We start from the raw sequence: 12,834 nt of genomic DNA on the forward strand, positions 1-12,834 counted from the left end.
GGAGTGAGGGGGGTCACAGGCGTTCTGTCGGGAGCCGGGAGGCCAAGGCTGAGGGGTTCAGAACCAGGGATTCAGAACCAGGGGTTCAGGCCTGGATGAAGTGCCGCAGCTTGCGGGCCTCGATGCCGGCACGGTGCTGCAGTTCAGCGTCGCTGAGCTGGGCGTCCTGGCGCTCCTGGGCAGCGAGCACATCGGCTTCGTCCACGCCATAACCACAGGAGCGGGCCAGCTCCAGGAACTCCACCAGCTCCAGGGGCTGGTTCAGGCGGGCGGCCAGGCTCTCCTGGCTGCGGGCTTCGGCCAGAAAGGCATCCAGTTGCTCCAGGCTCACCAGGGCAGCTCCAACTGGTCCTGGTCTAGCGGTGCACACTGCGGCGCTGGCTTCGGGAGGGGCTCCAGTCGCCAGGCGCTGCCATCCCAGGGCTGCAGCAGGGGCTCCAGGGCCCGCAGGGCGGGGCCGTCGCAGGGGGCCAGCCAGGGCTCCTCCAGGCCGTCCGGCACCACCACGGGCATGCGGTGGTGAACGGGAGCGATCAGGTCGTTGGGCGTGGTGGTGAGCACGCAGCAGGTGTCGAGCTCGCTGCCGTCGGCGCCGATCCAGCGCTCCCAGAGCCCCCCCAGCCAGAACGGCGCCCCGTCGGCGCGGCGCACCTGATGGCCCTTCTCCTGGAAGGCATCGGCGGGGATCAGGCAGCGGTGATGGCGCCAGGGCCCGCGAAAGCTGGCCTTCTCGGCCACGGTTTCAGCGCGGGCGTTGATCGGCCGCCGGCAGCCGCCGGGGTCCTTCACCCAGCTGGGCAGCAGACCCCAGAGGGCCAGGGCCGCCCCCAGCTGGCCATGCTCCTGCCGCAGCAGCAGCAGCGGTTCCCCGGGGCGGATCTGGGGCCTGGGAGCGTAGTGCTGCCGCAACCCCGCTGGCAGGGGCCCCCGGAGCCTGGGCAGCAGGCGGTCGAGCTCGCTGGTGAGGGAATAGCGGCCGCACATGGCAGGGACGGTGAAGGATCGGTTCTCCCAACCCCGGGTCGGTTCGGGCTCTCACCCACCAGGCCTAGCTTGGGCACACCTTTGGCTGCCGCACCATGCCGATCCGACAGGATGACAAGGGGCCCTCGCGGCGCTTCGGCCTGATCAATCTGATTCTGATCGGCTTCGGCGTTCTGCTGCTGTTCAGCAACTTCCTTCCCAACGGCTCCTCCCAGGTGCCCCGGGTGCCCTACTCCCTGTTCATCGATCAGGTGAACGACGACGGCGTCAAGCGCGCCTTCATCACCCAGGAGCAGATCCGCTACGAACTCAAGGAGGCCCCTGCCGAAGGAGCCCCCACGGTGCTGGCCACCACACCGATCTTCGACATGGACCTGCCCCAGCGACTGGAGCAGCACGGCGTGGAGTTTGCCGCCGCACCGCCCCAGAAGCCCAACTTCTTCACCACCCTGCTGAGTTGGGTGGTGCCGCCGCTGATCTTCATTCTGGTGCTGCAGTTCTTCGCCCGCCGCAGTGGCATGGGCGGTGCCCAGGGGGCCCTGAGCTTCACCAAAAGCAAGGCCAAGGTGTACGTGCCCGATGAGGAATCCCGCGTCACCTTCGCCGATGTGGCCGGGGTGGATGAGGCCAAGACCGAACTCACTGAGATCGTCGACTTCCTCAAGACCCCCGAGCGCTACGCCGCCATCGGTGCCCGCATTCCCAAGGGGGTGCTGCTGGTGGGGCCTCCAGGCACCGGCAAAACCCTGCTCTCGAAGGCCGTGGCCGGCGAGGCCAGCGTGCCCTTCTTCATCATCTCCGGCTCTGAGTTCGTGGAGCTGTTTGTAGGCGCCGGTGCGGCCCGGGTGCGCGATCTGTTCGAAGAGGCCAAGAAGAAGGCGCCCTGCATCATCTTCATCGACGAACTTGACGCCATCGGCAAGAGCCGCTCCGGCTCGATGGGCGTGGTGGGCGGCAATGACGAGCGCGAGCAGACCCTCAACCAGCTGCTCACCGAGATGGATGGCTTCACGGGCCAGGACAAGCCGGTGATCGTGCTGGCGGCCACAAACCAGCCCGAAACCCTCGACGCCGCCCTGCTGCGGCCCGGCCGTTTCGACCGCCAGGTGCTGGTGGATCGCCCCGACCTCTCCGGCCGCAAGATGATCCTCGAGATCTATGCCAAGAAGGTGAAGCTGGCCGAGGGCGTTGACCTCGATCGCATCGCCCAGGCCACCAGTGGCTTCGCCGGCGCCGATCTCGCCAACCTGGTGAACGAGGCCGCCCTGCTGGCCGCCCGGGTGAAGCGCACCAGCGTGGAGCAGGGCGACCTCAACGAGGCGATCGAGCGGGTGGTGGCCGGCCTTGAGAAGAAGAGCCGGGTGCTGCAGCCCGAGGAGAAGAAGGTGGTGGCTTACCACGAGGTGGGCCACGCGATCGTGGGTCACCTGATGCCCGGTGGCGCCAAGGTGGCCAAGATCTCGATCGTGCCCCGTGGCATGAGCGCCCTCGGCTACACCCTGCAGCTGCCCACCGAGGAGCGCTTCCTCAATTCCAAGGAAGATCTCGAAGGCCAGATCGCCACCCTGCTGGGCGGCCGCAGCGCCGAGGAGATCGTGTTCGGTGAGGTCACCACCGGTGCCGCCAACGACCTGCAGCGCGCCACCGACATCGCCGAGCAGATGGTGGGCACCTACGGCATGAGCGAGATCCTCGGCCCCCTGGCCTACGACAAGCAGGGCGGCAGCCGCTTCCTCGGCGCTGGCAACAACCCCCGCCGGGTGGTGAGTGATGCCACGGCCCAGGCGATCGACATGGAGGTGCGCAGCCTGGTGGACCGGGCCCACGACCGGGCCCAGGCGATCCTGCGCCACAACCGCTCCCTGCTGGAGAGCATCTCCCAGGAGATCCTTGAGAAAGAGGTGATCGAAGGCGACAACCTGCGCGATCTGCTGGCTGAGAGCGTCATGCCCGAAGACGCCAAGGCCCTGGCCTGAGCCTGAGCCCCCCTTGACTGGGGGGCTCACCATCTCCGATAAGGGATGTTTGAACGGGGCCCGATGGCCAGTCAGCCCACGTCTGCCGGCGCCAGCCTCGCCGCTCTCCAGGCCCTGCGCGGCCTCGACCTGCTCTCCTCAGCCGACCTCAGCGCCGAGCAGACCGCCGCCCTGCTGGATCTGGCCGCAGCCCTCAAGCGCGGCACCCGCAACATCGACCTGCGCGACAAGGTGCTCGGCCTGATCTTCACCAAGGCCTCCACCCGCACCCGCACCAGCTTCAACGTGGCGATGGCGCGGCTGGGCGGCCAGACCATCGACCTGCAGCCGGGCATCACCCAGGTGGGCCGCGGCGAGCCGGTGGCCGACACCGCCCGGGTGCTGAGCCGCTATGTGGATGTGCTGGCCGTGCGCACCTACGACCAGGAGGAGCTGGCCGAGTACGCCCGCTGGGCCTCGGTGCCGGTGGTGAACGCCCTCACCGACCTGGAACATCCCTGCCAGGCCCTGGCCGACTACCTCACCCTGCAGGAGGCCTTCGGCGACCGGGCCAGCGACCTGGCCGGCCTCACGCTCAGCTACGTGGGCGATGGCAACAACGTGGCCCACTCCCTGATGCTCTGTGGCGCCCTGCTGGGCGTGAACGTGCGCATCGGCTGCCCGGTGGACTACAGCCCCGATGCCGCCGTGCTGGAGCGCTCCCAGGCCCTGGCGGCTGAGCGTCAGTGCGTGGTGGAGGTGCACCACGAGCCGGTGGCGGCGGTGCGGGGTGCCCATGCCCTCTACACCGACGTCTGGGCCTCCATGGGGCAGGAGGACGAACAGGAGCGCCGCGACGCCGCCTTCGCCGGCTGGTGCCTCGATGAAGACCTGATCGCCGAGGCCGACAGCCGCGCCATCGTGCTGCACTGCCTGCCGGCCTACCGGGGCAAGGAGATCAGCGCCGGCGCCATGGAGGGTGCCGCCAGCCGCATCTTCGATCAGGCCGAGAACCGCCTGCATGCCCAGCAGGCCCTGCTGGCCGCCCTGCTGGGCGGCATCTGAGCGGCATCCGGGCGGCCCACTGGACAAACGGGCCAGGGGGCGGTACATCTGTATCAGTGACAGCGCCGCGGTGCCCCGATCCCAGCCTGACGTGCTCACCCAGGCCCAGCAGGAGCTCTACGACTGGCTGGCCGACTACATCGGCGCCCATCGCCACAGCCCCTCCATCCGCCAGATGATGGAGGCCATGGGGCTGCGCTCGCCGGCGCCGATCCAGAGCCGGCTGCGGCATCTGCAGCAGAAGGGCTGGCTCACCTGGCAGGAGGGCCAGGCCCGCACCCTGGAGCTGCTGGGGGGCGGCAGCGGCGGCATCCCGGTGCTGGGCGCCGTGGCCGCCGGCGGGCTGGTGGAGCCCTATGACGACCTGCAGGAACGGCTCGACCTGGCCCCCGTGCTCGACACCCGCGGCCTGTTCGCCCTCACCGTGAACGGCGACTCGATGGTGGAGGCCCACATCGCCGATGGCGACGTGGTGCTGCTGGAGCCGGTGGTCGATCCCGCCCGCCTGCGCCAGGGCACGATCGTGAGCGCCCTGGTGAACGGCAGCGGCACCACCCTTAAGCACTTCCACCGTCAGGGCGCCACCGTGACCCTGGAGGCCGCCAACCCAGCCTATGAGCCGATCGTGCTGCCCGCCGACCAGGTGACCGTGCAGGGCAAGCTGGTGGCCGTCTGGCGCCAGGTGTGAGGGCCCACCGCGTTGTAAGCTCCAGCAGCGCCAGGCAAGGCCACCAGGCCTAACGGTTGAGCGACCAGCGTTCTTCCAGCCGTGCGTTCACAACGGGGCCATAGCTCAGCTGGTAGAGCACCTGCATGGCATGCAGGGGGTCAGCGGTTCGAATCCGCTTGGCTCCATTCCAAGTACGCTTTCCCACCTGGCTTCTGAAGCGGGTGGACCTTCTTAATTGTCTCCACTCCATCAGTAAGCGCAGAAATGTGCGCAGAATCGCCCCTTCCTGGCTGCTTGCCTCGGTTGCCTCACTGAGATGCCGCTTTCACGGGCGTTGATCCGGTGACGATCATCCAGCCCAGCTTCTGCGCGGGGCCCACCCGGGCCAAGCCATAGCTGCTCGGTAGCGCTCCTGGCGCTCGATCAGCGCACTGCCGCTGCGGGTCACCACCCAGCCGGCGTCCTGCATCGCCGCCGGGGCCACCACCAAACCCACAGGCTGCAGGGAGCCGAGCCACTCCTGGCGGGCTCTGAGCTCGGGGTGAATGGTGGGAGTGCGGCGGATCATGGGCTCAGAGAAATTGGGCGAAGGGATCGGCGGTCCACTTGTCTTATCGAGTGGCTCCAGGGCTTGCACAACCTCGGCTTCTGGGTTGATGCCGGGCAGAAAGTCCAGGATTCACTTGGCTTATTCCTGCCGCTGCGGTTGGCGACACGGCGAACCACTCCTCCAGATCAGCCGGCTTGAATTGGTCCGCCTGGCCCTCGCCAGCGGCGAGGCACCGCCCGCAAGCGGGTGAGGATCGGGCGGTTCCTGATGGGCCTGAAGGGCTTCGGCGCGCTGGGCCAGATCCGCAGCAGCCTGCTGGATCACATCCACGAAGTAGCTGAGCCAGGCGCTGTGGTCAGGGTCATGGCGCCCTTGGTAGAAGTCCACGGGACAGCCGAGCTGCTGGGCTCCGTAGTAGCGCTCCAGAGCCCCCAACTTGGTCTTCCATAACGATTGATTGCTGTTACTGTCCGAACGACCAGCTTCGGCAGGCATGGCTCTGTCTGGGGACATTCCCCCGCTCTATCAGGAGCCAAAACTCCACTCCGGCCTGCGTCGATGGCGTGAGACTCGTGCCATCTGCTTCGACCTCAAGACGCTGCGAAGGCACGGGTCACAGGTTCAGGAGGCAGCTCAGACCCTCTCGCGCACTGGCCTGATCGTGATTCGTGGCGCGGCGTCCAGGCAGGCCGTTGACGCCCTGGCCACCATGGCAGAACGCACCTGGGACGACGTTGCCGCGTTGACGCCGGGGCGTGAGCTACCGCACTTGATCCTCAACCGCGGTGAGCATCGGCTGCTACGTGGCTACAAGGCCCTTGTGGAGAGCACCAAGCCGGTGGTGAATTTCCGGCATGAAGAAGACGACGGCATGATGGATGTTTTCCATCCTGAGAATCTTGTTCCGGAGAATCGGCAACTGATTCTCGACTGCCAGCACGAAGACCTCGTTGAGGCCCTGGCCCGCAGAGCTTTCGACAGAAAACTGAAAGTGAAGTGCCGAAATCTCTACGTCAGCAAGGGAGTGGAGAACACGCGCTTCTACCACTGCGACGGAGAGAGAATCAAGGTCAAGTCATTTGTTTATGCCAACGACGTCAATTGTTTTGATACAGGCCCCTACTGCTACATCATGTGCTCACACCACGATGCAGCCCTGCGACAAGAGAATCAGGCCTTTAACGAGCACCACGGCCTCAACAAGCATGAATACCGCTTGCTGGCTGGACATGTCGCTCTTCCCGTTTTCTGCCGCGCCGGCGACATGGTGATTTCAGCGCAGCATGGTGCCCACCGAGGCCACCCGCAAGCGGCTTCTGCCACACGCATCGTCCTCGTCAATCTGTATCAATAGCCTCGTTGAATCAGGTTTAACCGCCCATGCAGAGGGCGAGCTCAACCGCCCCAGAGGAACTTCAGGGCCGCCACATCGGAGCTGGTGTAGCCGAAGTTGCGGCGGACGTTGTACGACATCACCGTGTCCTTGGTGGTGTAGCGGGGGTTGAAGCCGTTGCCGAAGGGGTGATCGAGCCCGAGCACGTGGCCGATCTCATGGTTGATGGTGCGCCGCTCACTGCGGGTGAGCCGGCCTCCGCGGCGTCCTTCCCAGGCCACCTCAAACCAGCCGGGGCGGCGGGAGGCGAGGCCGATTGTGCTGCCGCCCAGGTCTTGCACGGCGCTGATATCGAGATCCGAAACGCGGCGGCTGGTGTAGGCGAAGCGCAGGCCTGTGATGCGATCCAGCCGCCGGAAGGTGCCGCGGATGAACCGCGCTTCGACGCGCGACACCGGCAGAGCACCGAAGGCCCCGCGGCGGTTGATCCACACGTTCACCACGCCATCCCGACCCGAGAAGCGATCCAGGGAGCGGGCCCATGACGGATCGATGATTCCTGCGACAGCGATGCCCACGACAGCCCAGGCCTACCGGACTAATCCTCTCTTAACCGCAGCTTGGCCAGCGGGGGCTATCCATGGACCTGTCCTCTGCGAGGACCCTGTCGCTGTCCTCCCCATGTCCCTCAGCTCCACGAACGCCCTCAGCACCATCGAGGCCCTGGCCCAGAAGCGCAGCGTTCTGACCATCGCGGCCGGGGACGTGCTGTTCCACAGCAACGACCCCGGTGATTGCCTCTACGGCCTGCTGGAGGGCACGGTGGAACTCGACTGGGATGCCGGCAGCCTGGTGGAGACCATCGGCCCGGGCGAGACCTTCGGCATCGGCGCCTTCCTCGATCCCTCGCACCGCCGCTTCGGCACCGCCACCGCCAAGACGCCCTGCAAGCTGCTGGTGATGAACCAGCAGGAATTCCTGTTCGCCGTGCAGGAGATGCCGATGTTCGCCCTGGAGATGCTGCAGTCCCTGGGCAGCCGCCTGCGCGACCTCAAGCGCCGGGCCCGGGTGTGAGGGCGGCCTGGAGCAGCGCCAGCCGCTTGGCGTTCACACCCAGGTCGGAATCCCCCAGCCGCGACACCGAACGGGCCTGCAGCAGCCCGGCATCGGGATCCGCGTAGAGCTCCACGTCATCCACGAAGCCGAACAGGGCACTGCTGGCGGTGGCATGCACGTAGCCGCCCTGCTGCTCGACCAGCTCAACCCGGGGCTGCTCCAGCAGCACCGGCAGCACCAGCTGCAGCGCCGCCTCAGGGTCGGCCACCGGCCAGCTCTCCCTGGCGCAGTGGGCGGGCGATGGGCAGGCCGCCAGGGCCCCCTGCTCCAGGCCCAGGTCGGTCGGCACCGGACCCACCAGGTGAAACAGGCCCAGGCTCAGGGCCAGCAGGCTTTGGATCAGGAACGGAGGCAGCAGCATGGTCACGGTGATTCCAGGCGAGGGGAGGGGCTCAGCGTTGGGGTGGATGGCGACACCGGCGGCTCCAGGAACGGATCCAGGAAGCTCAGCGGTCTCGCCATGGTGGCCGAATAGCCCAGCAGGCCGGGATCTCGGTGGCTGTAGAGGAGGGTGTCGTCGGTCTCCAGCAGGAAGGTGCCGCCGCGCTGGGTGAGGTGACGGTCGTGGGGCACGTAGGTGCGCCAGCGGCCGAGCACTTCCGCCATGTTGCCCAGCCGCAGCAGGGCCAGCTCGAAGGGCCGCAGGAACCCCTCCCCGCCGGCCAGGGCCAGCAGCGAGCCGCGGATCGGCGGCAGGGGCGGCACCAGCACGGTGTCTTCGGCGGCAAGGCGCTGGGCGGCGCTGCGGTCGCCGCTGTAGCCGCGCAGCACCTCCGCCAGGGTGCCGGGCGAGGCGATCCCCGCGCACATCAGCAGCAGCGATGGCCAGGGTCCGCCCGGAGCCTGCAGGCCTGGGGAGAGGCCCAGGGCCCGGTGCAGCCAAGGCTCCGACTCCACCTGCAGCCGGTCAGCGGGAAACCCGGTGAACGCGCAGAAGCGCTGCGCACCGGCCGCCTCACCGAGGCCGATCGCCAGCAGCGCGATGCCGGCCGCCTCGAGCCGGGGCAGCACGGGCACGAGTTGCTGGGCGTATTCGAGGCTGTCGAAATCCCCCAGCTGGGGCAGGATCAACACCAGGCGGCGCTGCCCCGGCCCCATGCCGCTCACCCCTGCCAGCCTCTGCAGCAGGGGCTCCACCTTTCCTTCCGCTTCCATGGCCGGCGATGACAGCACCCCTGGCCCAGACCCTGGCATGGGCGGCGGGGCACTCGCGGATCTACGCCAGGAGTATCGCCGCGGCGGCCTGCGGCGCTCGGAGCTGGCCGCGGATCCGGTGGAGCAGTTCCGGCTCTGGTTCTCCCAGGCCCAGGCGGCCGCCGTGCCGGAGCCCAACGCCATGGTGCTCTGCAGCAGTGATGGCCAGCGGCTGAGCTCCCGCACGGTGCTGCTCAAGGCCTTCGACCAGCGCGGCTTCGTGTTCTTCACCAACTACGAGAGCCGCAAGGCGCGCCAGATCGCCCAGCAGCCGGCGGTGTCGCTGTTGTTCCCCTGGTATGTGCTCGAGCGTCAGGTGGCGATCGAAGGACAGGCCGAGCGGATCTCCGCTGCCGAGTCGCTGGCCTACTTCCGTTCACGGCCCTGGGGAAGTCGCCTGGGGGCCTGGGTGTCGCAGCAGAGCCAGGTGATCAGCTCCCGCCAGATCCTGGAGATGCAGTGGGAGCACATGCGGCAGCGCTTCGCCGCCGGCGAGATCCCGAGGCCGCCCAGCTGGGGCGGCTTTCGCGTGGTTCCGGCCACGATCGAGTTCTGGCAGGGCCGCGAGAACCGCCTGCACGACCGCTTCCTTTACAGCCGTGCGAGCGCCCGTTCCGCCGCCGAGGGCAGCACCCCGCAGAGCGCGCCGCCCTGGCGGCTGGAACGTCTGGCCCCCTGAGATCTCAGTGGCTCCACAGCCCCAGCCACTCCTGCTGGCGCTGGGGCACCGAGCCCTCGGCCGGTTGCCAGAGCTGCTGCACCAGGCCAGCCCCGGCAAAGAGCGCGGCAATGGCCTCCGGATCGCTGCCCCAGGGCGGGCCGCCGGGGCGCCCATGGCACCAGAACAGTCCCAGCAGCCAGCCCCCGGGCCGCAGCAGCCGGGCGATGGTGTGGGCGTAACTGGGGCGCTGGGCAGGGTCGATGGCGCAGAAGCAGGTGTGCTCCAGCACGCCATCGAGGCTGGCGGCAGCGAGCCCCGTCTGCTCCAGGGCTGGGGGATCGAGCAGATCGGCCTGCAGCCACTGCAGCCCGGGGCGATCGGGACCATGCCGCCGGCGGGCCTCCTCCAGGGCCAGGGCACTGAGATCAAGGCCCACCGCGTTGAACCCGGCCCCGGCGAGCAGGGCCACCTCATGGCCGCGGCCGCAGCCCGGCACCAGCACCCGCCCAGGCGGCCGGGGAGCCAGCTGGTGGTGGAGCAGAAAGCGCTCCAGGGGAGGCGCCGGCTGGCCCAGTTCCCAGCCATCACGCCCCACGCGGTAGCGCCGATCCCAGCGCTGGGCTTCGGCAGAGGAGGAGGGCGTCATCCGGAGCTGGCGCGGCTGGGGCCAGGCTGACAGCAGCAGCCGGGCAGGGGAAGCCGTCCCCAGCAGTCCTGGCCTATTGCAAAGCGGAGTCATTATGAGTTAACTTCAGCAGCATCTGGCCCCGGCCAGCGCTTCGCCTGTTCCATCCGCCCCTTTCCACAACCCCCATGGCCATCCTCAACCGCGTTCCCAGCGTCACCTTCAAGACCCGCGTGCGCGATGCATCCGTGCCCGGCCCCAACCCCTTCCGCTGGCAGGACCTCTCCAGCGACGAGATCTTCGCCGGCAAGCGCGTGGTGCTCTTCTCCCTGCCCGGCGCCTTCACCCCCACCTGCTCCTCCAACCACCTGCCCCGCTACGAGGAGCTCTACGCCGAGTTCCAGGCCCAGGGCATCGACACGATCGTGTGCCTCTCGGTGAACGACGCCTTCGTGATGTTCCAGTGGGGCAAGCAGGTGGGCGCCAACAACGTGATGCTGCTGCCCGATGGCAACGGCGAGTTCACCCGCAAGATGGGCATGCTCGTCGACAAGTCGAATCTGGGCTTCGGGCTGCGCTCCTGGCGCTACTCGATGCTCGTCAACGACGGCGTGATCGAGAAGGTGTTCGCCGAGCCCGAGTTCGGGGACAACTGCCCCATCGACCCCTTTGAGGTGTCCGATGCCGACACGATGCTGGCTTACCTCAAGGGCACCAGCCCTGCCGGGGTGAGCGAGGCGCGCCGCAGCTTCGAGGGATGAGCGGAGCGGGGCTGGACTGTGCTGAGCGGGGCTGGACTGTAACGATTGGCAGGAGGGTGACGAACGCTACGGGCGCTTCCTTAAGGTTTTCGTCAGAATCTCGCCATCAAGGTTCACCCCCCGCACCGCCCCTGGCGCTCATGCTGATGACCAGCTCCGGATCCCTCCTCGCCCTCGCCGGGCTGCTCGGCTTCACCCTGGTGGAGGTGGCGCTCCAGTTCACGGGCTGAGCCGTGCCCTGCGCCCCTCCCAGCGGCGCACACCCAGGCCCAGCAGCGCCAGCAGCAGCAGGGGCGTCTCCCGCCAGCGGCCGTAGGGGCTGAGCCGGGTGATCGGCACGGGTTCAAACACAGCCGTGCCGGCCCGGCCCGGGGCCATCCGCCCCCGCACCGCTCCGCGGGGGTCCACCAGCAGGCCCGGGCCTGTGTTGGCCGAGCTCACCAGCCAGCGGCCGGCCTCGATGGCCCGCAACTGGGCCAGGGCAGCGAACTGCTGCTGCAGCATCAAGGGGTAGGGATCGAGGTTGGCGCTGGCCAGCAACCAGGTGGCGCCCTCGCGGGTGGCCGCACTCAGTGCCATGCCATCGGAGAGCTCGTAGCAAATGGCCACGCCCAGGGGGGTCTGGGGCCGCGCCAGCAGCCGGGAGGGCGGCCCAGGCTCCACGCCGCCCACGGCTGAGAGGCCGCTCCAGCGCAGCCAGCCAGCCAGGGGCACCCACTCCCCGAGTGGCACCAGCCGGTGCTTGTCCACCGCCGTGGCGGGCCGGCTGTCACCCACGCCGAACCGCAGCAGGGCACTGCGCTGTTCGGGACCGCCGGGCCCCTCCTGCCAGCGAAAGCCGCCGCTGAGCAGCTCCACCGGGGCCGGCTGGGGCAGCCGGGGCTCCAGCCCCAGCGCCCCCTCCGGCAGCAGCACCGCCACGGCCTGCCGCTGCTGGGCCTCCAGCAGGGCCGCCTGCAGCTGCTGCTCCAGCTGCCGCCGCGCTTCCCCGGTGTGTTTCTCGCGGGTGGGAATCGCGGGCTGCAGCACCAGCACCCGCTCGGCGGCCCCCTCGCCCACGGCTTGCCACGCCAGCAGGGCGGCGCCGCTGCCGTGCAGGAGCACCACCACCAGCAGCCAGGCCCCCAGCCGGCGCCAGCGGAAGGCCGGCGCCAGGGCGGAGCCCCCAGGGGGCGTCGCCACCAGCCGCCAGAGGCCCCAGCCCAGCAGCACCTGAACCGCCGCCACCAGGCCACTGCCGCCAAGCGCCGCCAGGCCGGCAAGCGGCAGATCGCCGGGCAGGGGAGCCGCCCCCAGCCCCAGCCAGAACAGCGGCCCCCGGGCCAGGGCCAGTTCAGCGGCGCCCCAGAGGCCGGCCAGCAGCAGGGCCGTGCTCCAGCGCCCAGGTCCCAGCAGGCCGGCCAGCCAGGTCCAGCCCGCCACCAGCAGCGCCCCCAGGGCCGCCAGCACCAACAGCAACAGCAGGCAGAGGGGCAGGCTCAGGGGCAGGGGCACGCCGATCCAGTCGAGGGGATGGAGGCCGAGCAGCCAGCGGTGGCTCACCAGCACCGCCAGAGCGCCCCACAGCCCTCCCGTGGCCAGGCGGCGGGTCCCCGAACCGCTGCTGCCATGCCAGAGCACGGCCAGGGCCAGCCAGAGCAGGGGGGGGAAGCCCAGCGGCGGCAGGGCGACGCCCGCCAGCAGGCCAGCGGCGGCGGCCCGGATCGAGGCGGCCCGTGCCCCGGCCGTCAGAGCGATCCCGCGCAACCGTCCCTCGACCGCCATTGGCAGGCCACCGTAGGAAGCGCCAAGGTTGAACCACACGCGACTCACGCGAGGCCCCACTGATGGATTCCTCCAACCCCCTGCACCAACTGCTGTTGCGGGGCCTCGGCACCACCTCCCTGGTGAACGACAGGCTGCGCTATGTGAGCCAGGAGT

General features: G+C 68.9%; 16 protein-coding genes and 1 tRNA gene. 8 read left to right on the forward strand and 9 right to left on the reverse strand.

Going from position 1 to position 12,834, the window contains the following annotated elements; all coding sequences use genetic code 11:
- Positions 1-85: 85 nt before the first annotated feature.
- Positions 86-331, reverse strand: coding sequence for a Nif11-like leader peptide family RiPP precursor (locus tag IQ216_RS05850; RefSeq protein ID WP_193814727.1), 246 nt, complete (start codon positions 329-331; stop codon positions 86-88).
- Complete coding sequence (locus IQ216_RS05855; protein WP_193814728.1) at positions 328-984, reverse strand: SOS response-associated peptidase; 657 nt, start codon at positions 982-984, stop codon at positions 328-330. Before IQ216_RS05855 ends, IQ216_RS05850 begins: the two co-directional genes overlap by 4 nt.
- A 95-nt stretch (positions 985-1,079) precedes the next feature.
- Between IQ216_RS05855 and ftsH the strand changes: the two genes are divergently transcribed.
- From ftsH to IQ216_RS05875, 4 genes are all read left to right on the forward strand, one after another.
- On the forward strand, positions 1,080-2,960 hold the full coding sequence (gene ftsH / locus IQ216_RS05860) for an ATP-dependent zinc metalloprotease FtsH (protein ID WP_193814729.1): 1,881 nt from the start codon (positions 1,080-1,082) through the stop codon (positions 2,958-2,960).
- Positions 2,961-3,023: 63 nt separating this feature from the next.
- Positions 3,024-4,004, forward strand: a complete 981-nt coding sequence (argF, locus tag IQ216_RS05865) for an ornithine carbamoyltransferase (RefSeq protein ID WP_186698989.1) — start codon at positions 3,024-3,026, stop codon at positions 4,002-4,004.
- Positions 4,005-4,074: 70 nt separating this feature from the next.
- Positions 4,075-4,692 carry a transcriptional repressor LexA gene (gene lexA / locus IQ216_RS05870; protein ID WP_225875785.1) on the forward strand — a complete coding sequence of 206 codons (618 nt, stop codon included), beginning with the start codon at positions 4,075-4,077 and terminating at the stop codon, positions 4,690-4,692.
- A 94-nt stretch (positions 4,693-4,786) separates the two neighbouring features.
- Positions 4,787-4,859, forward strand: a tRNA-Ala gene (locus IQ216_RS05875).
- A 164-nt stretch (positions 4,860-5,023) separates the two neighbouring features.
- On the opposite strand, the gene IQ216_RS05880 is transcribed toward IQ216_RS05875, so the two are convergent.
- Positions 5,024-5,242, reverse strand: a complete 219-nt coding sequence (locus IQ216_RS05880) for a hypothetical protein (RefSeq protein ID WP_193814731.1) — start codon at positions 5,240-5,242, stop codon at positions 5,024-5,026.
- A 120-nt stretch (positions 5,243-5,362) separates the two neighbouring features.
- Positions 5,363-5,719, reverse strand: a complete 357-nt coding sequence (locus IQ216_RS05885) for a hypothetical protein (protein WP_193814732.1) — start codon at positions 5,717-5,719, stop codon at positions 5,363-5,365.
- Between IQ216_RS05885 and IQ216_RS05890 the strand changes: the two genes are divergently transcribed.
- Positions 5,718-6,578 (forward strand): hypothetical protein, encoded by an 861-nt coding sequence (locus tag IQ216_RS05890; RefSeq protein ID WP_193814733.1) that lies wholly within the window; start codon positions 5,718-5,720, stop codon positions 6,576-6,578. The two genes, IQ216_RS05885 and IQ216_RS05890, sit on opposite strands and share 2 nt — an antisense overlap.
- A gap of 41 nt (positions 6,579-6,619) precedes the next feature.
- On the opposite strand, the gene IQ216_RS05895 is transcribed toward IQ216_RS05890, so the two are convergent.
- Positions 6,620-7,135: a hypothetical protein gene (locus IQ216_RS05895; RefSeq protein ID WP_193814734.1), complete on the reverse strand. Its 516-nt coding sequence runs from the start codon at positions 7,133-7,135 to the stop codon at positions 6,620-6,622.
- Positions 7,136-7,238: 103 nt separating this feature from the next.
- Between IQ216_RS05895 and IQ216_RS05900 the strand changes: the two genes are divergently transcribed.
- Positions 7,239-7,631, forward strand: coding sequence for a Crp/Fnr family transcriptional regulator (locus IQ216_RS05900; protein ID WP_186698979.1), 393 nt, complete (start codon positions 7,239-7,241; stop codon positions 7,629-7,631).
- Here the strand turns inward: IQ216_RS05900 and IQ216_RS05905 are convergent.
- Together IQ216_RS05905 and IQ216_RS05910 are read right to left on the reverse strand one after the other, a co-directional pair.
- Positions 7,609-8,034 (reverse strand): DUF1499 domain-containing protein, encoded by a 426-nt coding sequence (locus IQ216_RS05905; protein WP_193814735.1) that lies wholly within the window; start codon positions 8,032-8,034, stop codon positions 7,609-7,611. The two genes, IQ216_RS05900 and IQ216_RS05905, sit on opposite strands and share 23 nt — an antisense overlap.
- A gap of 2 nt (positions 8,035-8,036) precedes the next feature.
- The gene (locus IQ216_RS05910) at positions 8,037-8,828 is read right to left on the reverse strand and encodes an AhpC/TSA family protein (RefSeq protein ID WP_193814736.1); all 792 of its coding nucleotides are present in this window, start codon (positions 8,826-8,828) and stop codon (positions 8,037-8,039) included.
- A 37-nt stretch (positions 8,829-8,865) separates the two neighbouring features.
- Between IQ216_RS05910 and pdxH the strand changes: the two genes are divergently transcribed.
- Entirely contained in the window at positions 8,866-9,546 is a 681-nt protein-coding gene (gene pdxH, locus IQ216_RS05915) for a pyridoxamine 5'-phosphate oxidase (RefSeq protein WP_193814740.1), read from the forward strand.
- 4 nt (positions 9,547-9,550) lie between these two features.
- Here pdxH and IQ216_RS05920 read toward each other — a convergent pair whose 3' ends face one another.
- On the reverse strand, positions 9,551-10,174 hold the full coding sequence (locus IQ216_RS05920) for a methyltransferase domain-containing protein (RefSeq protein ID WP_193814737.1): 624 nt from the start codon (positions 10,172-10,174) through the stop codon (positions 9,551-9,553).
- A gap of 167 nt (positions 10,175-10,341) precedes the next feature.
- Between IQ216_RS05920 and IQ216_RS05925 the strand changes: the two genes are divergently transcribed.
- The gene (locus tag IQ216_RS05925) at positions 10,342-10,914 is read left to right on the forward strand and encodes a peroxiredoxin (RefSeq protein ID WP_193814738.1); all 573 of its coding nucleotides are present in this window, start codon (positions 10,342-10,344) and stop codon (positions 10,912-10,914) included.
- Between the two features lie 219 nt (positions 10,915-11,133).
- Here the strand turns inward: IQ216_RS05925 and IQ216_RS05930 are convergent, their stop codons facing one another.
- Positions 11,134-12,660, reverse strand: coding sequence for an apolipoprotein N-acyltransferase (locus IQ216_RS05930; protein WP_228007193.1), 1,527 nt, complete (start codon positions 12,658-12,660; stop codon positions 11,134-11,136).
- Between the last annotated feature and the right edge of the window lie 174 nt (positions 12,661-12,834).

The organism is Cyanobium sp. LEGE 06143, from assembly GCF_015207535.1.
Lineage (GTDB): Bacteria > Cyanobacteriota > Cyanobacteriia > PCC-6307 > Cyanobiaceae > NIES-981.

Coding starts and splice junctions, on each gene's coding strand:
- IQ216_RS05910 (WP_193814736.1), bottom strand. CDS start 8,828: ATGGAAGCGGAAGGAAAGGTGGAGCCCCTGCTGCAGAGGCTGGCAGGG.
- IQ216_RS05920 (WP_193814737.1), bottom strand. CDS start 10,174: ATGACGCCCTCCTCCTCTGCCGAAGCCCAGCGCTGGGATCGGCGCTAC.
- argF (WP_186698989.1), top strand. CDS start 3,024: ATGGCCAGTCAGCCCACGTCTGCCGGCGCCAGCCTCGCCGCTCTCCAG.
- IQ216_RS05880 (WP_193814731.1), bottom strand. CDS start 5,242: ATGATCCGCCGCACTCCCACCATTCACCCCGAGCTCAGAGCCCGCCAG.
- IQ216_RS05855 (WP_193814728.1), bottom strand. CDS start 984: ATGTGCGGCCGCTATTCCCTCACCAGCGAGCTCGACCGCCTGCTGCCC.
- ftsH (WP_193814729.1), top strand. CDS start 1,080: ATGCCGATCCGACAGGATGACAAGGGGCCCTCGCGGCGCTTCGGCCTG.
- IQ216_RS05885 (WP_193814732.1), bottom strand. CDS start 5,719: ATGCCTGCCGAAGCTGGTCGTTCGGACAGTAACAGCAATCAATCGTTA.
- IQ216_RS05925 (WP_193814738.1), top strand. CDS start 10,342: ATGGCCATCCTCAACCGCGTTCCCAGCGTCACCTTCAAGACCCGCGTG.
- pdxH (WP_193814740.1), top strand. CDS start 8,866: ATGGGCGGCGGGGCACTCGCGGATCTACGCCAGGAGTATCGCCGCGGC.
- IQ216_RS05905 (WP_193814735.1), bottom strand. CDS start 8,034: ATGCTGCTGCCTCCGTTCCTGATCCAAAGCCTGCTGGCCCTGAGCCTG.
- IQ216_RS05890 (WP_193814733.1), top strand. CDS start 5,718: ATGGCTCTGTCTGGGGACATTCCCCCGCTCTATCAGGAGCCAAAACTC.
- IQ216_RS05900 (WP_186698979.1), top strand. CDS start 7,239: ATGTCCCTCAGCTCCACGAACGCCCTCAGCACCATCGAGGCCCTGGCC.